At 67.0% G+C, this 22,753-nt stretch carries 17 protein-coding genes; 9 read left to right on the top strand and 8 right to left on the bottom strand.

The features are described from left to right. Positions 1–2 precede the first annotated feature (2 nt). Positions 3–1,481 (bottom strand): replicative DNA helicase, encoded by a 1,479-nt coding sequence (dnaB, locus tag PV679_RS20280; RefSeq protein ID WP_319681740.1) that lies wholly within the window; start codon positions 1,479–1,481, stop codon positions 3–5. 422 nt (positions 1,482–1,903) lie between these two features. Between dnaB and PV679_RS20275 the strand changes: the two genes are divergently transcribed. Continuing rightward, positions 1,904–3,241, top strand: a complete 1,338-nt coding sequence (locus tag PV679_RS20275) for an MATE family efflux transporter (protein WP_319681739.1) — start codon at positions 1,904–1,906, stop codon at positions 3,239–3,241. Between the two features lie 142 nt (positions 3,242–3,383). Here PV679_RS20275 and rplI read toward each other — a convergent pair whose 3' ends face one another. The 4 genes from rplI to rpsF form a co-directional block, all read right to left on the bottom strand. Beyond that, the gene (gene rplI, locus PV679_RS20270) at positions 3,384–3,830 is read right to left on the bottom strand and encodes a 50S ribosomal protein L9 (protein ID WP_319681738.1); all 447 of its coding nucleotides are present in this window, start codon (positions 3,828–3,830) and stop codon (positions 3,384–3,386) included. An 18-nt stretch (positions 3,831–3,848) separates the two neighbouring features. Beyond that, positions 3,849–4,085: a 30S ribosomal protein S18 gene (gene rpsR / locus PV679_RS20265; RefSeq protein WP_003967857.1), complete on the bottom strand. Its 237-nt coding sequence runs from the start codon at positions 4,083–4,085 to the stop codon at positions 3,849–3,851. Positions 4,086–4,129: 44 nt separating this feature from the next. Further along, positions 4,130–4,726 (bottom strand): single-stranded DNA-binding protein, encoded by a 597-nt coding sequence (locus PV679_RS20260; protein ID WP_319681737.1) that lies wholly within the window; start codon positions 4,724–4,726, stop codon positions 4,130–4,132. A gap of 74 nt (positions 4,727–4,800) precedes the next feature. After that, positions 4,801–5,091 carry a 30S ribosomal protein S6 gene (rpsF, locus tag PV679_RS20255; RefSeq protein WP_006604399.1) on the bottom strand — a complete coding sequence of 97 codons (291 nt, stop codon included), beginning with the start codon at positions 5,089–5,091 and terminating at the stop codon, positions 4,801–4,803. Positions 5,092–5,362: 271 nt separating this feature from the next. On the opposite strand from rpsF, the gene PV679_RS20250 reads away from it, so the two are divergent. From PV679_RS20250 to PV679_RS20240, 3 genes are all read left to right on the top strand, one after another. Continuing rightward, positions 5,363–5,677 (top strand): hypothetical protein, encoded by a 315-nt coding sequence (locus PV679_RS20250; protein ID WP_319681736.1) that lies wholly within the window; start codon positions 5,363–5,365, stop codon positions 5,675–5,677. Positions 5,678–6,037: 360 nt separating this feature from the next. Continuing rightward, positions 6,038–7,156 carry a lipid II:glycine glycyltransferase FemX gene (locus tag PV679_RS20245; protein WP_319681735.1) on the top strand — a complete coding sequence of 373 codons (1,119 nt, stop codon included), beginning with the start codon at positions 6,038–6,040 and terminating at the stop codon, positions 7,154–7,156. Between the two features lie 102 nt (positions 7,157–7,258). Beyond that, on the top strand, positions 7,259–8,290 hold the full coding sequence (locus tag PV679_RS20240; protein ID WP_319681734.1) for an alanine racemase: 1,032 nt from the start codon (positions 7,259–7,261) through the stop codon (positions 8,288–8,290). A gap of 98 nt (positions 8,291–8,388) precedes the next feature. Here the strand turns inward: PV679_RS20240 and PV679_RS20235 are convergent, their stop codons facing one another. Beyond that, positions 8,389–9,891 (bottom strand): glycosyltransferase family 87 protein, encoded by a 1,503-nt coding sequence (locus PV679_RS20235; RefSeq protein ID WP_319681733.1) that lies wholly within the window; start codon positions 9,889–9,891, stop codon positions 8,389–8,391. A 118-nt stretch (positions 9,892–10,009) separates the two neighbouring features. After that, a complete protein-coding gene (locus PV679_RS20230) occupies positions 10,010–12,718 on the bottom strand; it encodes a transglycosylase domain-containing protein (protein ID WP_319681732.1) in 2,709 nt (902 codons plus the stop codon). Positions 12,719–13,087: 369 nt separating this feature from the next. Here PV679_RS20230 and PV679_RS20225 point away from each other — a divergent pair, with 369 nt between their 5' ends. The 3 genes from PV679_RS20225 (at position 13,088) to PV679_RS20215 (ending at position 16,501) form a co-directional block, all read left to right on the top strand. Beyond that, positions 13,088–13,804 (top strand): PadR family transcriptional regulator, encoded by a 717-nt coding sequence (locus PV679_RS20225; RefSeq protein ID WP_319681731.1) that lies wholly within the window; start codon positions 13,088–13,090, stop codon positions 13,802–13,804. 60 nt (positions 13,805–13,864) lie between these two features. After that, positions 13,865–14,947: an inositol-3-phosphate synthase gene (locus PV679_RS20220; RefSeq protein WP_319681730.1), complete on the top strand. Its 1,083-nt coding sequence runs from the start codon at positions 13,865–13,867 to the stop codon at positions 14,945–14,947. Positions 14,948–15,199: 252 nt separating this feature from the next. After that, positions 15,200–16,501, top strand: a complete 1,302-nt coding sequence (locus PV679_RS20215; protein ID WP_319681729.1) for an MFS transporter — start codon at positions 15,200–15,202, stop codon at positions 16,499–16,501. Positions 16,502–16,556: 55 nt separating this feature from the next. Here PV679_RS20215 and PV679_RS20210 read toward each other — a convergent pair whose 3' ends face one another. Beyond that, positions 16,557–17,999 carry a CCA tRNA nucleotidyltransferase gene (locus PV679_RS20210; protein WP_319681801.1) on the bottom strand — a complete coding sequence of 481 codons (1,443 nt, stop codon included), beginning with the start codon at positions 17,997–17,999 and terminating at the stop codon, positions 16,557–16,559. 211 nt (positions 18,000–18,210) lie between these two features. On the opposite strand from PV679_RS20210, the gene PV679_RS20205 reads away from it, so the two are divergent. Continuing rightward, positions 18,211–20,556, top strand: coding sequence for a DUF6049 family protein (locus PV679_RS20205; RefSeq protein ID WP_319681728.1), 2,346 nt, complete (start codon positions 18,211–18,213; stop codon positions 20,554–20,556). A gap of 45 nt (positions 20,557–20,601) precedes the next feature. Next, complete coding sequence (murJ, locus tag PV679_RS20200) at positions 20,602–22,731, top strand: murein biosynthesis integral membrane protein MurJ (RefSeq protein ID WP_319681727.1); 2,130 nt, start codon at positions 20,602–20,604, stop codon at positions 22,729–22,731. Positions 22,732–22,753: the final 22 nt, after the last annotated feature.

Raw genomic sequence — 22,753 nt, 5'->3', positions numbered from 1 at the left:
GCTCAGGTCTGTGCCATGTCCACGAAACGCGAGTAGTGGCCCTGGAACGCCACCGTGATCGTCGCCGTCGGGCCGTTACGGTGCTTGGCCACGATGAGGTCGGCCTCGCCCGCTCGGGGCGACTCCTTCTCGTACGCGTCCTCGCGGTGCAGCAGGATCACCATGTCCGCGTCCTGCTCGATGGAACCCGACTCACGCAGGTCGGAGACCATCGGCTTCTTGTCCGTACGCTGCTCGGGTCCACGGTTGAGCTGTGAAAGCGCGATGACCGGCAGCTCCAGCTCCTTGGCCAGAAGCTTGAGGTTTCGCGACATGTCCGAGACCTCCTGCTGTCGGCTTTCGGCGCGCTTCGAACCGCCGGACTGCATGAGCTGGAGATAGTCGATGACCACCAGCTTGAGATCGTTCCGCTGCTTGAGCCGGCGGCACTTCGCGCGGATCTCCATCATCGAGAGGTTCGGCGAATCGTCGATGTAGAGCGGCGCTTGTGACACGTCCGGCATACGGCGAGCCAGCCGGGTCCAGTCCTCGTCCGTCATCGTGCCCGAACGCATGTGGTGCAGCGCCACGCGTGCCTCCGCCGACAGCAGACGCATCGCGATCTCGTTGCGTCCCATTTCCAGGGAGAAGATCACGCTGGGCAGGTTGTTCTTGATGGAAGCGGCACGGGCGAAGTCCAGCGCGAGTGTGGACTTACCCATGGCGGGACGGGCCGCGATGACGATCATCTGACCGGGGTGAAGACCGTTTGTGAGGGAGTCGAAGTCGGTGAAGCCGGTGGGCACGCCGGTCATCTCTCCACTGCGCGAACCGATCGCCTCGATCTCGTCGAGTGCGCCTTCCATGATGTCGCCGAGCGGCAGGTAGTCCTCGCTGGTTCGTTGTTCGGTGACGGCGTAGATCTCGGCCTGGGCGGAGTTGACGATCTCGTCGACGTCTCCGTCGGCCGCGTATCCCATTTGCGTGATCTTGGTGCCGGCCTCGACGAGCCGCCGCAGCACCGCCCTCTCGTGGACGATCTCCGCGTAGTACGAGGCGTTGGCCGCGGTGGGCACCGACTGGACGAGCGTGTGCAGATAAGAGGCCCCACCGACGCGGGTGATCTCACCACGCTTTGTCAGCTCGGCCGCCACCGTGATCGGGTCGGCCGGCTCCCCCTTGGCGTAGAGGTCGAGAATCGCCTGGAAGACCGTCTCGTGGGCGGGGCGGTAGAAGTCGTGCCCCTTGATGATCTCCACGACATCGGCGATGGCGTCCTTGGACAGCAGCATGCCGCCGAGGACCGACTGCTCGGCGTCGAGGTCCTGCGGCGGCACCCGCTCGAAACCCGGGGACCCGCCGTCCCAGGCCGCGTTGTCGCGGCCGCGCTCGTGCTGCTCCTCGCGTCCCCGCCCCTCGCCACGGCGCTGCCGGGAGACTGGTAGACGGTCACTGGGACCGGTGTCGGTCCAGGGGTCGTCCAATGGCTCGGGAATGCTCACCGGCCACCTCCTCACGTCCGCGCCGCGGACCTCGCCGTGCCATTCTTTTTACGGCACGACACAGACAAAACGAGAGGCCTGACTCCGGTTCTGGCGCGTCGGACGCCGGTCCACGGTAGGCCCGCCGGCACCGTCAGCCAATCTGGTTATCCACAGGCCATGTGGACGACGGACCAGATGCTGTGGAGAAGTCCCGCGAACCTGTGCACGGACCGGGGGACAGCACTGTGGACAAAGTCATACCCACCTCGGCGCACCCGCTCTGAGCTGGCCTTTTTCCGTCCACCGGCTGTGGGGGAGAAAAACTTTCCCGGCTGGACCAAGATCAGAACAAACGACGCACGACAGAGCCTCCACACCGGCCGCAAGTAAGGACTCCACCTGCATTGCATCACTTACCTGTGGAAGATTAGATTGAGCGCATGACACAGGCCCCCACGGCATCCAGGACAAGACAGCGACGGCATGACCGAGAGATCATCTCGCTCGCCGTGCCGGCCTTCGGCGCGCTCGTCGCCGAGCCGCTCTTCGTGATGGTCGACAGTGCGATCGTGGGCCACTTGGGCACACCGCAATTGGCCGGGCTCGGCATCGCGGCAGCCCTGCTGACCACCGCGGTGAGCGTCTTCGTCTTCCTCGCCTACGCCACCACGGGTGCGGTGGCCCGGCGCGTCGGTGCCGGCGATCTCTCAGCCGCCATCCGCCAGGGCATGGACGGCATCTGGCTCGCGCTGCTGCTCGGTGCCGTGGTCATCGCCGTCGCCCTGCCCACCGCACCCTGGCTCGTCGGCCTGTTCGGAGCGTCGGACACGGCAGCCCCGTACGCCATCACCTATCTCCGCATATCCAGCCTCGGTATCCCCGCCATGCTGGTCGTGCTGGCCGCCACCGGGGTGCTGCGCGGGCTCCAGGACACCCGCACACCTCTGTATGTCGCCATCGGCGGGTTCGGCGCCAACGCGGCGCTCAACGGCGCACTCGTCTACGGCGCCGGGCTGGGCATCGCCGGTTCTGCCTGGGGCACGGTGATCGCACAGTGCGCCATGGCCATCGTCTATCTGGTGGTCGTCGTGCGAGGAGCGCGTCGTCACAGCGCCTCGCTGCGCCCCGATATCGCGGGGATACGGGCCAGCGCGCAGGCCGGAGTGCCCCTGCTTGTGCGCACACTCTCGCTGCGAGCGGTCCTGATGATCGCCACCGCCGTCGCCGCGCGTCTTGGTGACAGAGACATCGCCGCCCACCAGATCATTCTGTCTCTGTGGAGCCTGATGGCCTTCGCGCTCGATGCGATCGCCATCGCGGGACAGGCGATCATCGGCCGTTATCTCGGAGCCGACGACACCACGGGCGCGCGGGAGGCATGCCGCCGCATGGTGCAGTGGGGAGTCGCGTGCGGTGTCGTGCTCGGAGTTCTGATAGTGCTCGCGCGCCCGCTGTTCATCCCGCTGTTCACCGGCGATCAGGCAGTGCGGGACACTCTGCTGCCCGCCCTGCTGGTGGTAGCCGTCTCTCAGCCGATCGCGGGAATCGTCTTCGTGCTGGACGGCGTGCTGATGGGCGCTGGGGACGGACCGTATCTCGCTGGGGCCATGCTGGTGACGCTGGCGGTCTTCGCGCCGGTTGCCCTGCTCGTCCCCACTCTTGGAGGTGGGCTGACCGCTCTGTGGTGGGCGATGGGGCTGATGATGGCGATCCGCATGCTGACACTCTGGCTGCGCACCCGGTCCGGCCGCTGGCTGGTCACGGGCGCCACCCGTTAGCGCGTGTCCATCACACCGGGGACGTTTCACGTGAAACGTCCCCGGTGCCCGTTTCGCCTTGCCCATAGGCACCATCAGGAACGGCGAGAGGGCCGCATCCCCAAGGGATGCGGCCCTCTCCATGCTCTGTCGTACGCAGCGCTTACGCGGCGATGACCTCGATGCCGAGCTTCGCGGCAACCTCGGGGTGCAGACGCACAGACACCTGGTGCGAGCCCAGGGTCTTGATCGGCGAACCGAGCTCGATGCGACGCTTGTCGACCTCCGGACCACCGGCGGACTTGATCGCCGAAGCGAGGTCAGCCGGGGTGACGGAGCCGAAGAGGCGGCCGGCGTCGCCGGAGCGAACGGCCAGACGAACCTTCACGCCTTCGAGGCGGGCCTTGATCTCATTGGCCTGCTCGATGGTCGCGATCTCGTGGATCTTGCGGGCGCGGCGGATCTGCGCCACGTCCTTCTCGCCGCCCTTGGTCCAGCGGATCGCGAAACCACGCGGGACCAGGTAGTTGCGAGCGTAGCCGTCCTTGACGTCGACGACATCGCCGGCGGCACCGAGGCCGGAGACCTCGTGGGTGAGGATGATCTTCATGATTCAGTCACCCTTCCCTTATCGCGCGGTGGACGTGTAGGGCAGCAGCGCCATCTCACGGCTGTTCTTGACTGCCGTGGCGACGTCACGCTGATGCTGCGTGCAGTTGCCGGTAACGCGGCGGGCACGGATCTTGCCGCGGTCGGAAATGAACTTCCGCAGCATGTTCGTGTCCTTGTAGTCCACGTACTGGGTCTTGTCCTTGCAGAATGCGCAGACCTTCTTCTTAGGCTTGCGCACAGGCGGCTTCGCCATGGTGTTTCTCCTGTGTGATCAAGAAGTGGGGAACGAACCCGCCCTTAGAAGGGAGGCTCGTCCGAGTAGCCGCCGCCGGAGCTTCCGCCCCAGCCGCCTCCATTGCCCCCGCCGCTCTGCGGCTGCTGCTGGCTGCCGCCGGCCGGCGCGCTGGTGGCCCACGGGTCGTCGGCGGGAGCACCGCCACCGCCCTGCTGGCCACCACCACTGGGGCCGCCGCCCCAGCTACCGCCGCCCTGCTGGCCGCCGCCGTAACCGCCCTGGCCACCACTGCGACCGGTGGTCTTGGTGACCTTGGCCGTGGCGTTCTTGAGACTGGGGCCGACTTCCTCGACGTCCAGCTCGTAGACCGTGCGCTTGACGCCCTCGCGGTCCTCGTACGACCGCTGCTTCAGCCGGCCCTGCACGACGACGCGCATGCCTCGCTGGAGCGACTCGGCGACGTTCTCCGCCGCCTGACGCCAGACCGAGCAGGTGAGGAACAGGCTCTCGCCGTCCTTCCACTCATTGGTCTGACGGTCGAAGGTGCGAGGAGTGGACGCGACGCGGAACTTCGCGACCGCCGCACCGGACGGGGTGAAGCGCAGCTCGGGGTCGTCGACGAGATTGCCGACGACCGTGATGACGGTCTCGCCTGCCATGGGTGAACCTCTCGGCGGGGATTGCTTCTGGCTGCTTGCTGCTACTCGAACCCGATGGCCTCTGAGCTAGGCGCTCAGTGGGTCTCGGGACGGAGGACCTTGGTCCGGAGGACCGACTCGTTCAGGTTCATCTGTCGGTCGAGCTCCTTGACGACCGCAGGCTCGGCCTGAAGGTCGATGACCGAGTAGATGCCCTCGGGCTTCTTCTTGATCTCGTAAGAGAGACGACGACGGCCCCAGGTGTCGACCTTCTCGACCTTTCCATTGCCCTCACGGACGACGGAGAGGAAGTTCTCGATCAGCGGGGAGACTGCGCGCTCCTCGAGATCGGGGTCGAGGATGACCATCACCTCGTAGTGACGCATGTGGAACCCACCTCCTTTGGACTCAGCGGCCACGGTCGTTCCGTGGCAGGAGGGTCGTGATGCGTAAGCAAAGGTATCGGCCGCCACTGACAATCCAGCTCGAAGTACGAGTGATCATGTTGTGGCCTGGGCAGACACCGGTGCAGACCATACAGACTACCCGCACACCGGCTTCCGGTTGAAATCCGGCCGCCCGCGGACGCAATCTGTACACATCGGGTGCGTGCGACGCTACGATGCGCCGCCTTCCGGCAAGGCCAGGAGGTGCCACATGGCACAGGCAATGCGACCGAACTCCGCCACATCACTCTTCGCCACCGATGGCAAGCGTCATCCGCTCCAGGACAGCCTGGCCGCGGTGACACTGGTTCTGGGCCTCCTCGCCGTCATCGCGGCGATCTTCGACAACCTCCATCTGCTCAGTTCGTGGGCCGGGCTGGTGGGCATCCTGACCGGCGCGTACGCGCAGTTCATCTCGGTGACGACCCGGGAACGGTTCCTGACCATCCTCGGACTCGGAGCCTCGGCCGTCGGCTTCTTCATCGGCATGGCCCACGGAGGACTGTTCGGCGGGATCGTCGGCTAGGCGCTGTCCGACCGGACAGAGCCCAGACGTATCGCCCCTCCGGTCGCCAGTGACGGATCACACGGTCCGAGAGGATCCGGCGGTCCGGCCGTTCCCGCCGTCCTCGGCGGCGCACAACGACAGTCGGCGCCGCACCTGTGGCCGGGTCGTCCCCATACGACCAGATATGAGGGCGGTGTTCCGCCCCTCGGCGCACCGCGACCGACTGCCGCGTACCGTCCCACCGGCGATTACGGGACAGCGCTTGGTCGGCGGGTCCCCCGTCGGGCCAGACGAGGCGCTCCATCGGCACAGTAGGCTTCGGCGCGAGAGCCGGAGCCCCTGTATCCATGGGGACACACCTGCCGAGGAGCGCCCCGCATGAGTCTGACCCTGAGGACCATCAGCCGAGAGCAGCATCTGGCATACATCCAGAGCCTGCCCGCGGCGAGTCATTGCCAGGTCCCGGCTTGGGCTGACGTCAAGACGGAGTGGCGCTCCGAGAACCTGGGCTGGTTCGACAAGGACGACCAGCTTGTTGGCGCCGGGCTGGTGCTCTACCGGCAGCTCCCCAAGATCAAGCGGTATCTGGCGTACCTCCCCGAGGGACCGGTGATCAACTGGTACGCCCCCAATCTGGACGAGTGGATGCAGCCGATGCTGGCGCATCTCAAGCACCAGGGCGCCTTCTCCGTGAAGATGGGACCGCCGGTCGTCATCCGCCGCTGGGACTCGGGTGCGATCAAGTCCGGCATCCAGGACCCGGACGTCAAGCGCCTGCGCGATGTCGAGGCGACGCATATCGAACCGCGCGCGTTCGAGGTGTCCGACCGGCTGCGGAAGATGGGCTGGCAGCAGGGCGAGGACGGCGGCGCCGGCTTCGGTGACGTACAGCCGCGGTATGTCTTCCAGGTGCCGCTGGCGAACCGCTCGCTCGACGATGTCCTCAAGGGCTTCAACCAGTTGTGGCGGCGCAATATCAAGAAGGCCGAGAAGGCCGGCGTCGATGTCGTCCAGGGCGGCTACGGCGATCTTGAAGAGTGGCAGCGGCTGTACGAGATCACCGCCGAGCGGGATCACTTCCGGCCGCGCCCGCTGTCGTACTTCCAGCGCATGTGGACCGTCCTCAACACAGAGGACCCCAATCGCATGCGGCTCTACTTCGCCCGTCACGAGGGCGAGAACGTCGCGGCGGCGACGATGCTCATCGTCGGCGGCCATGTCTGGTACTCCTACGGCGCCTCCGCCAACCACAAGCGTGAGGTCCGGCCCTCGAACGCGATGCAGTGGCGCATGCTGCGTGACGCCTACGCGATGGGCGCCACCGTCTACGACCTGCGCGGCATCTCCGACTCGCTCGACGAGACCGATCATCTCTTCGGTCTGATCCAGTTCAAGGTGGGCACCGGCGGCGAGGCCGTCGAGTACATCGGCGAGTGGGACTTCCCGCTCAACAAACTGCTTCACAAGGCGCTCGACATCTACATGTCGCGCCGCTGACCGCGAGGACAAACCGGCAAAGACAGCCGTGACGTCGTCAAGAACTCCAAGACCATTCATACCCTTCATACACCGCAGCCACGAGAAAGGTTCCGGACCGGCATGGCGCTCTCCCTTTACGTCGACACCGCGCGCTGGCGGGCGCACCAGAAGTCGGTCATCGAGCAGTTCCCGGGTCTGGTCCCGGTCTGCAAGGGCAATGGCTACGGCTTCAGTCATGAGCGTCTCGCCGACGAGACCACCCGCTTCGGCTCGGACACGCTCGCCGTGGGCACCATCTACGAGGCCGCCCGGATCAAGGACTGGTTCAGCGGCGACCTTCTCGTCCTCACGCCTTTCCGGCGCGGTGAGGAGCCGGTGCCGCTGCCCGACCGTGTGATCCGCTCCGTCTCGTCCGTCGACGGCGTGTTCGCCCTGGTGGGCGCCCGTGTCGTGGTCGAGTGCATGAGCTCCATGAAGCGGCACGGTGTCAAGGAGGAGGAACTCGGCCAGCTCCACGCGGCCATAGAGGACGTACGCCTGGAAGGCTTCGCCCTGCACCTCCCGCTCGACCGTACGGACGGCTCCGACGCGGTCGAGGAGGTCATCGCCTGGATGGACCGGCTGCGCGCGGCGCGGCTGCCGCTGCACACCATGTTCGTCAGCCATCTGCGCGCCGACGAGCTGGCCCGGCTCCAGCAGCAGTTCCCGCAGACCCGCTTCCGCGCGCGTATCGGTACGCGGCTGTGGCTGGGCGACCACGAGGCGACGGAGTACCGCGGTTCCGTTCTGGATGTCACCAAGGTCGTCAAGGGTGACCGGTTCGGCTACCGCCAGCAGAAGGCCGCCTCCGACGGCTGGCTGGTGGTCGTCGCCGGAGGTACGTCGCACGGTGTCGGCCTGGAGGCCCCGAAGGCGCTGCACGGTGTGATGCCCCGTGCCAAGGGTGTCGCCCGCGCGGGCCTGGCCACGGTCAACCGGAACCTCTCGCCGTTCGTCTGGGACGGCAGGCAGCGCTGGTTCGCCGAACCGCCGCACATGCAGGTGTCGATCCTGTTCGTGCCCTCGGACGCTCAGGAGCCCAGGGTCGGGGACGAGCTGGTGGCCCATCTGCGGCACACGACGACACAGTTCGACCGCATCGTCGACCGCTGAGCCGCGGCCGGCCCCGGCCACCGCGACGCCGGAGCCGGCCCTACGCGTCACCGGGGCCCGGAGGCCGGCCGAGAGGCTGATCCGGCCCCGGCAGGCCCTCAGGCGGCCCCCGGCGGCCGTACACCCCATTCGACCCGCAGCCGTCCGTCCTCGGCGTCCTCGGCCCGCGCGGCGTCCCGCTGCGGCTGTGCGGCCTGCCCGAGTACGAACACGTCTTCCGCACCGTCCAGCACTCCGCCCGACGGGTCGTCCGAGCCATCGGTCCGCACCCCGTCCCGCTCCGGCGTCAGGATGTCCCGTACGACCAGCGCGCACAGATACAGCGTCCCCAGCAGATGCAGGGCGATGGCGAGCTGGTAGCCCTCCGTCGGCAGTCCCTTGTGGGCGTCACCGCTCGTCGTGTACGCGAGGTACATCCAGATGCCGAGGTAGTACATGACCTCGCAGGCCTGCCAGATCAGGAAGTCCCGCCAGCGTGGCCTGGCCAGGGCGGCCAGCGGAATCAGCCACAGCACGTACTGCGGCGAGTAGACCTTGTTGGTGAGGATGAAGGCGGCGACGACCAGGAAGGCCAGTTGTGCGAAGCGCGGGCGGCGCGGAGCCGTCAGTGCCAGCGCTCCTATCCCCGCGCACGCCAGGAGCATCAGCAGCGTCGCGTAGGTGTTGACGGTGCCGACGTCCAGGGACTCACCCGTGCGCTGTGTGATGATCAGCCAGAAGGAGCCGAAGTCGATCTGCCGCTCCTGGCTGAAGGTGTAGAACTTCTTCCAGCCCTCGGGCGCGAGCACCATGACCGGCACATTCACCACCAGCCAGGCGCCGGCGGCTCCCAGCAGCGCCGTCCCGTACTCCCGGTACTTCCCGGCCCGCCAGCAGAGCACGAGCAGTGGTCCCAGCAGCAGTACGGGATAAAGCTTGGCCGCGGTCGCGAGCCCGATGAGGATGCCGAAGGCCAGGGCCCGGCCGCGTGACCACATCAGCATGGCGGCCGCCGTGAGCGCGACGGCGAGCAGATCCCAGTTGATGGTGGCGGTGAGAGCGAAGGCGGGTGCGAGAGCGACCAGCAGGGCGTCCCAGGGGCGGCGCCGGTGGGTGCGCGCGGTGCAGACCGCGATGACCGCGGCGCAGATCATCAGCATGCCCGCGTTGACCATCCAGTACATCTGCTCGCGGTACTGCATGGAGCCGCCCGGTGTGAGCCAGGAGGCGACCTCCATGAAGAGGCCCGTCAGCACGGGATACTCCAGGTACTCCATGTCGCCGTTGAGCCGGTCGAAGTACGGCACGAGGTTGTCGGCGAAGCCGCGCCCGAGGTAGAGGTGCGGAATGTCCGAGTAACAGGCGTGCGTGTACTGGGAGCTGGCGCCGCGGAACCACGCCCAGTCGTAACACGGCATCTTCTGCGCCATGCCCAGCGCGAACATCCCGATCGCCACCAGTGCGACGACCCGCACCGGCGTGAGCCGGCTGCTGCCGAACCAGGCCCAGCGGCCGGCGGGGCCGCCTATCAGCTCACTGCCGGCCGCGGCGATCTCGTCCCGTCGTGTGGGCGGCACGACCGACCGGTCCTGGTGCACGGTTGTCTCTTCTGTGCTCGGCATGCCGCCCATCCTGCCGTACGCCGCCATGGATGCGGCGAGGGCCGCCGCACCGTACGTACACGCTGTGTACGCAGCCGGTGCGACGGCCCTCCAGGCGCATGCCGTGAGCCAGGTTTCGTCAGCCTCCCTGGCCGCCGAAAATGCCTCCGTTGTTATTGGCGCCGTTCTGGCCGCCCTCGTTCTCGCCGCCCGGTGGCGAGGAGCTCATGCTTGGCTCCCCACCACTGGCCCCGCCGTTGTCGCCGCCCTGATTGCCGCCGCCGTTGTCCCCGCCCTGGTTGGCGCCGCCGTTCTCACCACAGCCCCACCACTTGTCACAGGTGTCGCTCGGGGTGGGCGCGGACTGGGAAGGCGTCTCGGACGGCGTCTCCGAAGGCGTCTCGGAAGGCGTCTCGGAAGGGGTCTCGCTCGGCGTCTCGCTCGGCGACGCTCCGCCGCCCCAGACCGCCTCGCCCCAGGGCTCCGGCTTCGGGAAGGGCTTGGGCGCCTGCCCCTTCAGCGCCTGTTCCATGTAGTCGTGCCAGATCTCGGCCGGGAAGGAGGCACCGTGGATCGATTCCTGATCTCCGGTGCCGTACATCATCTCGAACTTGCGGTCCTTGCTCTCCGCGTTGTCGTCCATCCGGTACATGTCGATGGCGGTCGAGAGCTGCGGGGTGTAGCCGACGAACCAGGCCGACTTGTTGCCGTCGGTAGTGCCGGTCTTACCGGCCGCTTCGCGCCCCGTGAGCTGTGCCTTCGTACCGGTGCCCTTCTCGACCACGGTCTTCAGTACGTCCGTGACGTTGTCCGCCACCGGCGCGGGGAAGGCCCGCTTGGGCTTGTCCTTGTGCTTGTAGACGGACTCGCCGCCCTTGAACACCTCGGACACGGAGTACGGATCCCGCTGTTGGCCGCTCGCCGCGAAGGTGGCGTAGGAGCCGGCCATCCGGATGGCGCTGGGGTCGGAGATACCGATCGAGAACGACGGCACATTGGACTTGGCGAGGGAGCTCTCCAGCAGACCGGCGTCAATGGCCGCCTGCCTGACCTGCGGGATGCCGACATCCATGCCCAACTGCACGAAGGGTGAGTTGACGGAAAGCCTCATGGCTTCACGCAGGTCGATGTCGGGAGTCGGAGGCGAGTAGTCGCCGTCGTTGGTCTGCAGCCACTCCTTGCCGTCCTCGTTGGTCCAGATCGACCCGTCATAGTTCTTGATCTTCAGCTTGTTCTTACCGATGTAGCGGGCCTTGTCCGGCGAGATCTTCGTACGCTCGTTCTCACCCTGCACTTCGCCGCCCTGGGGGTCACGGACCCCGTCCTGCATCGCGGCGGCCAGCACGAACGGCTTGAAGGTCGATCCGACCTGGGCACCGGTCTGGTCCGCGTTGTTGGTGAAGTGCTGGGTGGCGTCCTTGCCGCCGTAGATCGCGACGATCTTTCCGGTCGAGGGCTCGACGGAGGCACCACCGAACTGGACGTACGTATCGGTCTTCGGGCGCTTCTTCGGATCGATATTGGCCTTCTCGACCTTCTGGACGGCCTCGAACAGCTCCGAGACCTTCTTCTTGTTGAAGGTCGTGTGGATCTCGTAGCCGCCTCGGGAAAGGTCTTCCGCCTTGATGCCCCGAGTGTTGTTGTTGACGAAGTTGGCCTTGGCGAGGTCGACCAAATAGCCGATCTGTCCGCTCAGCTTGTTGTTCTTCTTCGGCTTCTGCGGCATCGGGAACTCGGTGTACTTGGCACGCTCGGCGGCGTCGAGGTGCTTGTCCTTGACCATCTCGTCCAGGATCCACTTCCACCGCTTGGTGGCGCGCGTGGTGTTGTCCGCGGCGGTGGCCGTCGGGTCGATCTCCGTGGCGCCGGCCGGATCGTAGTAGGTCGCGCCCTTGAGGAGCGTGGCGAGGAACGCGCACTGGCTCGCGTTCAGGTCCTTGGCGTCCTTGCCGTAGTACGTACGGGCCGCGGCCTGGATGCCATAGGCCCCGCGTCCGTAGTACGACGTGTTCAGATAGCCCGCGAGAATGTCGGGCTTCTTCATCTCGGTGCCGACCTTGATGGAGATGAACAGCTCTTTGAACTTACGACTCACCGTCTGGCTCTGGTCGCCCAGGCGCGCGTTCTTGACGTACTGCTGGGTGATGGTGGAGCCACCCTGGGTCTGGCCGCCCTTGGCCATGTTCACCAGGGCTCGGCTGATGCCCATCGGGTCGACGCCGGAGTCCTGGTAGAACGACTTGTTCTCGGCGGAGACAACCGCCCACTGCATGTCTTTCGGGATCTGTTCGAACCCGATGATCTGCCGGTTGACCTCACCACCGGTGGAGACCATCGGCGTGTTGTCGTCCCAGTAGTAGACGTTGTTCTCGGCTTCCGACGCCTTGTTCTCGTCGGGCACCTGGACGACGGCGTACGCGATCGTCCCCGCGGCCATCAGCGAGCCGAGGAAACCGATGCTCAGCGCGGTGCTCTGCCTCCAGGACGGCACCCAGCGCCGCCAGCCGTACTTGCCGTAGCGCGGATAGTCGATCAGCCGCTTCTTGGACGGCTGCCCGCCCCGGCCCGGGCCGTCATGGCCGCCGGCTCCGCGCCGGCCACCGCCGGGTCCACCATGACCCGCGCCCCCGCCTTCCGCGCCGCGCCTGCGGCCACCGCGTTGGGCGGCCCGCCTGGCTTCGGCGCGGCCGCCGTAGGGACGCTCCTCCTCGTAGGAGTCGGAGTGCGAAGCCGAAGCGGCTTCTCGGGAAGGGGCCGCGCGGCGGCCGGAAGGCTGCTGGGTCGCACGCCTGGCCGCGGCACGACCGCCTCCCTGCGGCTGTGGCGGTTTGCGACGGTGCTCGCTCATCGAACGACTACTCCTCGGGCAGGCACGTAGGCCTGGAAGCGGCAGTTGAGTTCCGGTCCCCCCGAAATGAACACGGGCCAGCCCGGCGTCGGGCTTGTCCGACATGCATCCGGTAAGCCGACAGTCTTGACGCTCGGAGGCGCCGCGCGGTTCCCGGTGGTCTGCATGCCGCACAGACTACGCACGGTCAAAACCCACCGAGAGCTGAAGTTCACCCCAAATCAGGCAAGTTGCTCGCTGAGAATTAGCGATGTGACGCCGTTCACCATGTCCCCCCTTGTCGCAACAGGAACTCCGCTCTATCGTCATGATGTATCGAGTCGATACATCAGCACGGCATAAGTGTCCGGACGGCGAAGGAGGCGAAGGGTGAGCAGACGCTCGGGGATCCTTGAGTTCGCTGTCCTCGGTCTGCTCCGTGAGTCCCCCATGCACGGCTATGAGCTGCGGAAACGGCTCAACACCTCGCTGGGAATCTTCCGGGCCTTCAGCTACGGAACGCTCTATCCCTGTCTCAAGACGCTGGTCGGCAACGGCTGGTTGATCGAAGAGCCGGGCAGCGCTCCGGAGGACGCACTTGCCGCCTCACTCGCCGGGCGCCGCGCCAAGATCGTCTATCGGCTGACCGCGGAAGGTAAGGAGCACTTCGAAGAGCTCCTGTCGCACACCGGTCCCGACGCCTGGGAGGACGAGCACTTCGCCGCTCGCTTCGCCTTCTTCGGGCAGACGGAGCGCGAGGTCCGGATGCGGGTGCTGGAGGGCCGCCGCAGCCGGCTGGAGGAGCGTCTGGAGAAGATGCGCGCCTCCTTGGTCCGTACGCGCGAGCGTCTCGACGATTACACGCTTGAGCTGCAGCGGCACGGTATGGAGTCCGTGGAGCGCGAGGTGCGCTGGCTGAACGAGCTCATTGAGAGCGAGCGGGCGGGGCGGGATCAGAGACAGTCCGCCCCCGGGGATTCCGCCGCTCGGGAAGACACATCCGAGGAAGCGGACGGCCTGCCCCGGCACCGGGACGCCACGTCTTCCGGAGGCAAGCCTCCGGAGCGTCCCGGCTCGCCGGATCCGTCCGCCGACACGGGCAACTGAGGTCCTGCATCCGCGCAGGGTTTCATCAGGAACACTGAGATCACACAGGGAGCAAGCGGAATGGGTTCGGTTCGCGTAGCCATCGTTGGCGTCGGCAACTGCGCCGCCTCACTGGTACAGGGCGTCGAGTACTACAAGGACGCTGACCCGGCGGGCAAGGTGCCAGGTCTGATGCATGTCCAGTTCGGCGAGTACCACGTGCGGGACGTCGAGTTCGTGGCCGCCTTCGACGTCGACGCGAAGAAGGTCGGTCTCGACCTCGCGGACGCCATTGGCGCCAGTGAGAACAACACCATCAAGATCTGTGACGTGCCGTCCACGGGCATCACCGTTCAGCGCGGTCACACCCTCGACGGTCTGGGCAAGTACTACCGCCAGACGATCGAGGAGTCCCCCGAGGCTCCGGTCGATGTCGTCCAGATCCTCAAGGACAAGCAGGTCGACGTCCTGGTCTGCTACCTGCCCGTGGGTTCCGAGGCCGCCGCGAAGTTCTACGCGCAGTGTGCCATCGACGCCAAGGTCGCCTTCGTCAACGCTCTGCCGGTCTTCATCGCCGGTACCAAGGAGTGGGCGGACAAGTTCACCGAGGCCGGTGTCCCGATCGTCGGTGACGACATCAAGTCGCAGGTCGGCGCCACCATCACGCACCGTGTCATGGCGAAGCTCTTCGAGGACCGGGGCGTCGTCCTGGACCGCACGATGCAGCTGAACGTCGGCGGCAACATGGACTTCAAGAACATGCTTGAGCGTGAGCGTCTGGAGTCCAAGAAGATCTCCAAGACGCAGGCTGTCACCTCTCAGATCCGTGACCGCGATCTGGGCGCCGACAACGTCCACATCGGCCCGTCGGACTACGTGGCGTGGCTCGACGACCGCAAGTGGGCGTACGTCCGTCTTGAGGGGCGCGCCTTCGGCGATGTGCCGCTGAACCTGGAATACAAGCTTGAGGTGTGGGACTCCCCGAACTCCGCGGGTGTCATCATCGACGCCGTGCGCGCCGCGAAGATCGCCAAGGACCGCGGCATCGGCGGCCCGATCCTCTCCGCGTCCTCGTACTTCATGAAGAGCCCGCCCGTGCAGTACTTCGACGACGAGGCGCGCGAGAACGTCGAGAAGTTCATCCGGGGCGACGTCGAGCGCTGAGGCGTGTTTCGGAAGTAGCGCCGTCCGCCCGGAGCTTGGGTCCAACGGTCCTCGCGACACCCGCGATTTGTGGGAGTCGCGAGGACCGTGGGCGTTGAGCGCCCGTGCCGGGCGGGACTTTCGCGATAGACCCCAGCGCCGCAGCGGAAGCACTGGTTTCAGGCTTCCCCACCCCTACGAGAAGGGTCACCGGACCGCTGTCCGGTGACCCTTCTCGTAGGGGCGGACAGCGCGTGTGTGACGCTGGCCCGCATGCCTGTCGTGCGTCAACTGCGCGTGCTCGTGCGCCTCAGTGCCTTCCGCCGGCTCCTGGCGGTCCGTCTGCTGTCCCAGGCGGCCGACGGTGTCTTCCAGGTGGCGCTCGCCGCTTACGTCGTCTTCTCTCCCGAGAAGCAGACCTCGCCTGCCGCGATCGCCTCCGCCATGGCGGTCCTGCTGCTGCCGTACTCACTGGTCGGCCCGTTCGCCGGTGTATTGCTGGACCGCTGGCAGCGCCGCCAGGTGTTCCTGTACGGGAACCTGCTGCGGGCCCTTCTGTCGGCCTGTACGGCGGCGCTGATCCTGACGTCCGTGCCCGACTGGCTTTTCTATGTCGCGGCGCTGTCCGTGACAGCCGTCAACCGGTTCGTTCTCGCCGGACTTTCGGCCGCGCTGCCGCGAGTCGTCGACGACGAGCGTCTCGTCCTGGCGAACTCCCTCTCACCGACGGCCGGAACACTCGCCGCGACAGCGGGCGGCGGTCTGGCCCTTGTGGTGCGACTGACGGCTGCGGACTCGGACGCCGCCGTGATGCTGCTGGGCGCCCTCCTCTATCTCTGTGCGGCACTCACCTCACTTCTGATGGCCCGTGAGCTGCTCGGCCCCGAGCAGGCCCTCGTCCAGCCACGACTGAGAGCCGCTCTCGCCTCCACCGCTCGCGAGCTCGCGGGCGGACTGCGGCATCTCGCGGAGCGGCGGGCCGCAGCCCGTGCGCTGGCCGCCATGACGGTGATGCGCTTCTGCTACGGGGCGCTGACGGTGATGGTGCTGATGCTCTGCAGATACGCCTGGACCGACAAGGAGGCGGACGGGCTGGCATTGCTCGGGCTCGCCCTCGGTCTCTCCGGCGCGGGATTCTTTACGGCCGCCGTGCTCACTCCCTGGGCGGTGGGGCGACTCGGTCCGTCCGGATGGACGGTCGCGTGCGCGGTGGCTGCGGCCGTCCTCGAACCAGCCCTGGGCCTACCCTTCGCGGCGATACCCACACTGGTCGCCGCGTTCATCCTCGGCCTGATCACCCAGGGGGCGAAGATAGCCACCGACACGGTGGTACAGACGGCCGTGGACGACGCTTTCCGAGGCCGGGTCTTCTCCCTCTATGACGTGCTCTTCAACATCGCCTTCGTTGGTGCCGCAGCGGTGGCAGCGCTGATGCTCCCGCCGGACGGCCGCTCTCCGGCGCTGGTGGTAACGGTCGCCGTCCTCTATGCCGGCGTGGCAGGCACGCTGAGACGACAGGGGACGCGAAGGGGCGGTGTTTCACGTGAAACACCGCCCCGGAGCATCGCGAACTGATCCTGCTTCTCGCGAAAGGCAGGTCATGTTTCACGTGAAACATGACCTCCCGCCTTCAGTTCTGCGCGGCCCACCACTCCTTGAGAGCGGCGACAGCCGCATCCTGTTCCATCGGCCCGTTCTCCAGCCGCAGCTCCAACAGGAACGTGTAGGCCGTGCCGATCACCGGCCCAGGGCCGACACCAAGGATCTCCATGATCTGGTTGCCGTCCAGATCGGGCCTGATGGCGTCCAGCTCCTCCTGTTCCTGAAGCTGAACGATGCGCTCTTCCAGGCCGTCATACGCCTTGGAGAGCGCGTTCGCCTTGCGCTTATTGCGTGTGGTGCAGTCCGAGCGCGTCAGTTTGTGGAGCCGCCCCAGCAGTGGGCCGGCATCGCGCACATAGCGCCGCACTGCCGAGTCCGTCCATTCGCCCATCCCGTAGCCGTGGAAGCGCAGATGAAGCTCCACCAACCGCGAGACATCGCGCACCATCTCGTTCGAGTACTTGAGCGCGGTCATCCGCTTCTTGGTGAGCTTCGCGCCCACCACCTCATGGTGGTGGAAGGAAACCCTGCCGTCCTTCTCGAAGCGCCGTGTCCGGGGTTTGCCGATGTCGTGGAGCAGGGCCGCCAGCCGCAGCACCAGATCCGGGCCGTCCTCTTCCAGATCGATCGCCTGCTCCAGGACGGTCAGCGAGTGCTCGTACACGTCCTTGTGCCGGTGGTGCTCGTCGCTCTCCAGGCGCAGCGCCGGCAGCTCCGGCAGCACGCGGTCGGCGAGCCCGGTCTCGACGAGCAGGGCCAGGCCCTTGCGCGGATGAGCGGAAAGAATCAGCTTGTTCAGCTCGTCACGCACCCGCTCGGCGGAGACGATCTCGATCCGCTCGGACATGGCCTTCATCGCCGCGATCACCTCCGGGGCCACCTCGAAGTCCAGTTGCGCGGCGAAACGCGCGGCCCGGAGCATACGTAGCGGATCGTCGGAGAAGGACTCCTCTGGGGTGCCTGGGGTACGCAGCACCTGAGCGGAGAGATCCTCCAGCCCGCCATGAGGGTCGATGAACTCCTTCTGCGGCAGCGCGACAGCCATCGCGTTCACCGTGAAGTCCCTGCGGACGAGGTCCTCGTCGATGGAGTCCCCGTAGGACACCTCAGGTTTGCGTGACGTCCGGTCGTAGGCTTCCGAGCGGTATGTCGTCACCTCGATCTGGTAGCCATCTTTCTGGCTGCCGACCGTCCCGAAGGCGATCCCCACATCCCACACCGAATCCGCCCACGGCCTGACGATCTTCAGAACATCCTCGGGACGGGCATCAGTGGTGAAGTCCAGGTCATTGCCGAGCCGGCCGAGAAGGGCGTCCCTTACCGAGCCGCCGACCAGGGCAAGACCGAATCCGGCTTCCTGAAATCGGCGCGCGAGATCATCGGCGACGGGGGACACCCGCAGCAGTTCACTGACTGCGCGGCGCTGCACCTGACTGAGTGCACGGAGATTGTCTTCATTGGCGTTCGGCACAACAGAAAAGGGTACGTGCCGCGGCTCACGCGGGCGTCCCCGTTTCCAGGCCCTCGGACTACGATGCACGAGTTTCCGGCAGCGCATGAGATTCTTCCGATCATGTGGAGCAGTCCTCAGCACTTCGCCACAGCGCACATCGTTACCATGCGTGGACGCATTAATCGACAACCACCGACGGCAACAGCGATGACAAGGGACGGGCGAGCGCGTGGCGGAGGCGGCAGACTTCCAGGGGACGGGTCACTCTCCTGCCCGCCGGCGGCTGCGGCGCACAGCCTCTCTGATCGCCGGAGCACCGCTCCTGGCCGGTCTGGTGGCGGGTGCGGCGACCCCTGCGGCTCATGCCGCCCCTGCCGCCGTCACGGCGACCGGCTCCCGGACGGTCGATGTGTCCCTCGACACACTGACCCCGAGCGCGCCGGTGAAGGGCGACACGCTGACCGTCTCCGGCACGGTGACCAACGAAGGCAAGAAGACCATCACGCATGCCCAGGTGGATCTGCGGGTGGGACCGAGGCTGTCGGGCAGGACCGCCATTGACGACGCCGCCGAACGCTCGGGCAACGCCTCCGGCGCCGTCGCCCCGATCGGCGGCACGTACAAGGTCACCTTTCCGAAACTCACCACCGGCATCCCGCAGGACTTCTCGCTCTCCGTGCCGGTCAGCAAGCTCGGGCTCGACGAGGACGGCGTCTACCAGCTCGGTGTCTCGCTGACCGGTCAGACCTCCTCCGCGCCGTACGACCAGGTGCTCGGTATGCGGCGTACTTTCCTGCCCTGGCAGCCCGAGGCCACGGAGAAGAAGACTCAGCTCACCACTCTCTGGCCGCTGATCTCGACGACGCATCTCTCCGCGGAGACCGGCTCGGACGATCAGCAGACCCCCGTCTTCGAGAACGACGACCTGGCCACCGAGCTGGCCACCGGCGGCCGGCTTGAGCAGATGGTCTCGCTCGGCAATGAGCTTCCCGTCACCTGGGTCATCGACCCCGACCTGCTCGCCACCGCCGACGCGATGACCCGGGACTACCGCGTCAGAAGCGGCAAGTCCACCATCCCGGGCAAGCACCAGGCCGTGGCCAATCAGTGGCTCAACGCCCTGGAGAAGGCGGTACAGGGCCGTAAGGTCATCGCGCTGCCGTTCGCCGATCCGGACCTGGCGTCGCTGGCCCATCGCGGCAAAGACTCGGGCGCGCTCAGCCACCTGCAGCCGGCCACGGACGTGGCCGGCAAGACGGTGGAGACCATCCTCCACCAGAAGCCGTCCGTCGACTTCGCCTGGCCCGTGGACGGTGCGATCGACCCGTCGATCGTGGACGTCGCGACCTCGGCGGGCGCCCACAAGGTGATCACCCGCAGCGACAGCCTCCAGGACAACCTGCCGTACACCCCCAGCGCCGCACGGCCGATCGGCGGCGGCACCACGGCCGTCGTCGCCGATACGCGACTCTCCACGGCCTTCCAGAGCGATATGACATCGGCGGGCAGCTCCACTCTCGCCGTCCAGAAGTTCCTCGCTCAGACGCTGGCGCTGACCCTGCAGGTCCCCGACAACGAGCGCAGCATCGTCGTGGCTCCCCAGCGGATGCCTACGGCCGCCCAGGCACAGTCCATGGCCCGGGCGCTGCACGGCCTGGACCCCGAGCGGTGGACGGAGCCCGCCGATCTGATCGCGGCGGCCGCTGCCAGGCCCGACGACGACGCCACCACCAAGGTGCCCTCCTCCTCGCGGTACCCCAGGAAACTGCGCGGCCAGGAGCTGCCGAGCGAGGCATTCGGTGAGATCCGGGGCACTCAGGACCGGCTCGACAACTTCAAAGCCATCCTCAGCTCGCCGGACCGGGTGGCCGCTCCCTTCGCCAACGCGATCGACCGGGCCATGTCGACGTCCTGGCGCGGCGAGCCGGACGGAGCCCAGCGATACCGCAACATAGTGGACAACTATCTGCTCGGGCTGACCGCCGAGGTACAGCTCATCGAGAAGTCCGTCCTCACCCTGTCCGGGCGCAGCGCGACCATCCCCGTGACCGTCCAGAACCAGCTTCTGCAGGGCGTCGAGAATCTGGTGCTGCGCCTCAAGTCCGACAACCCGACGCGTCTCAAGATCGATGGTGACCGGACGGTCGCGGAGCGGCCGATCAAGATCGACGGCGGGCACAGCCAGTCGGTCAAGTTCACGGGCGCGGGCAACGCCAACGGCCCGGTCCAGGTGACCGCCCAGCTCTACACGGTGGACGGCAAGCCGTACGGCGACTCCATGACCTTCCAGGTGAAGGTCTCCGAGGTCACTCCCACCGTGATGCTCGTCATCGCCGGCGGAGTACTGCTCCTGGTCCTCGCCGGCGTCAAGATGTACAGCCAGCGCAAGCGGGCGGTGGCCCGTAAGGCAGCCGGCGGGCCCACCGACGACCGCGCCGAAGCCGGCGGTGCGCAGGACACGGACGGCGAGCCGGCTCCGGAAGACACGGATTCCGAGCAGCCGAGTGACCTGACACCGGACACCGGACCGGAAAGCGGGGACCCGTCGGGCGCGGGTGAGAAAGTGGACCGTTGAGCGATGTCGTGGCCGGTTGGCCGGGGACGATGAGGTGGGGTAACCATGAACGCGCCGTACGACGGTGACCGCGGGCCGGGCGCTGGCGGCGATCCGGCAGGCCAGGTTCCGCCCTCGCCGCGGCCTGCCCAGGATCCCTATGTCCAAGACGCCTACAACCAGGATCCTTACTGGTCACAAGATCTCTCCACGCAGGATCCGGTGACCGAGGCGCTCTACGACCGCGCCTCGCACCCGCCGCCGCCTCCGGGTACCTATCCGGAGGCGCAGCAGCTCTACCAGCAGCCGTCCGCGCAGCAGCACTCTCCCGATCCCCGGATCTGGGCCCAGACTCCGCCGCCCGAACCCGAGGGACCGTCCCGCCGTCTTCCGTACGGGGACGACCCGAGGACCACTCAGTTCACCGGCGTCGACGAACTCGTCTCGTCGGCCGCCGACGAGGCCGCGCCGACGGACGCGTTCGCGCACCTCTACCGTGACCAGCAGGACACCAAACCGGCTCCGGAGCCCAAGCCGGCGCCCGCACCGCCCGCCAGGAAGTCGGGCGGCCGGGCCGGAGGTCTGCTCAAGTCCAGCGCTCTGATGGCCGCGGGCACACTGGTCTCCCGGCTCACCGGTTTCGTACGGAGCCTGGTGATCACCGCCGCTCTGGGTGCGGCCCTGCTCGGCGACTCCTTCACCGTGGCCTACACCCTGCCGACGATGATCTACATCCTCACCGTCGGCGGCGGCCTCAACTCGGTGTTCGTACCGCAGCTTGTGCGGTCGATGAAGAACGACGAGGACGGCGGTGTGGCCTACGCCAACCGTCTGCTGACCCTCGTCATCGTCGCGCTCGGCGCGATCGTGGCCCTGGCCGTGTACGGAGCGCCGCTGCTGATCCGTCTGATGTCGGACACGATCGCCGGCGATCCCGCCGCCAACAACGTCGCGGTCACCTTCGCCCGCTACTGCCTGCCCACGATCTTCTTCATGGGCGTGCATGTGGTGATGGGCCAGATCCTGAACGCGCGCGGGAAGTTCGGCGCGATGATGTGGACGCCGGTCCTCAACAACATCGTCATGATCGCCACGTTCGGCCTGTTCATCTGGGTGTACGGCACCTCGGCCGACTCGAACATGACCGTGCGGACCATCCCGCCGGACGGTGTGCGGCTGCTCGGCATCGGTACGCTGCTCGGCCTCACCGTCCAGGCTCTCGCGATGATGCCGTACCTCCGTGAGACCGGATTCCGCTTCCGCCCGCGGTTCGACTGGAAGGGCCACGGCCTCGGCAAGACCATCAGGCTGGCCAAGTGGACCGTGCTGTTCGTCCTCGCCAACCAGGCCGGTGTGCTGGTCGTCACCCAGCTCGCCACCGCCGCCGGCGAGGCGTCCGGCAAGGACGGCACCGGCATCCTCGCCTACAGCAACGCCCAGCTCATCTGGGGCATGCCGCAGGCCATCATCACCGTCTCGGTCATGGCGGCACTGCTGCCCCGGATCTCCCGGGCCGCGCACGACGGCGATCCGGGCGCGGTGCGCGACGACATCTCCCAGGGACTGCGCAACTCCGCGGTCGCGATCGTCCCGATCGCCTTCGCGTTCCTGGCGCTCGGCGTGCCGATGTCCATCCTGCTGTTCTCGTCCAGCGGCCTGGAATCCGCACGGTCCATGGGCTTCATCCTGATGGCGTTCGCCCTCGGACTGATTCCCTACTCCGTCCAGTACGTCGTGCTGCGTGGCTTCTACGCCTACGAGGACACGCGGACGCCCTTCTACAACACGGTCATCGTCGCCGGCGTCAACGCCGCGGCCTCCGCGGCCTGCTATGTGATCCTGCCTTCGCGCTGGGCCGTGGTCGGAATGGCCGCCTCGTACGGGCTGGCCTACGCGGTCGGCGTGGGGGTCGCCTGGCGCAGGCTGCGCAACCGGCTGGGCGGCGATCTGGACGGCGGACGCGTCCTGCGTACATACGCCCGGCTCTGCCTGGCAGCCGTTCCCGGGGCTCTCGCCGCCGGAGCGGTCGCCTATGGCGCGCTGCATACTCTCGGCAGCGGCGCTCTCGCCTCGCTGGCGGCGCTCGTGGCCGGTGGCCTCGTGCTGCTGGGTCTCTTCTTCATCGCGGCGAAGAAGATGCGGATCGAAGAACTCAACGCCATGGTCGGTATGGTGCGCGGACGTCTCGGACGCTGAGACGGCGGGGCCGAGCGCAACC

The organism is Streptomyces sp. AK02-01A (assembly GCF_033795305.1).
GTDB lineage: Bacteria > Actinomycetota > Actinomycetes > Streptomycetales > Streptomycetaceae > Streptomyces.
Note: the sequence above shows the minus strand (reverse complement) of the source record. Positions and strands in the feature narration are given on the sequence as shown.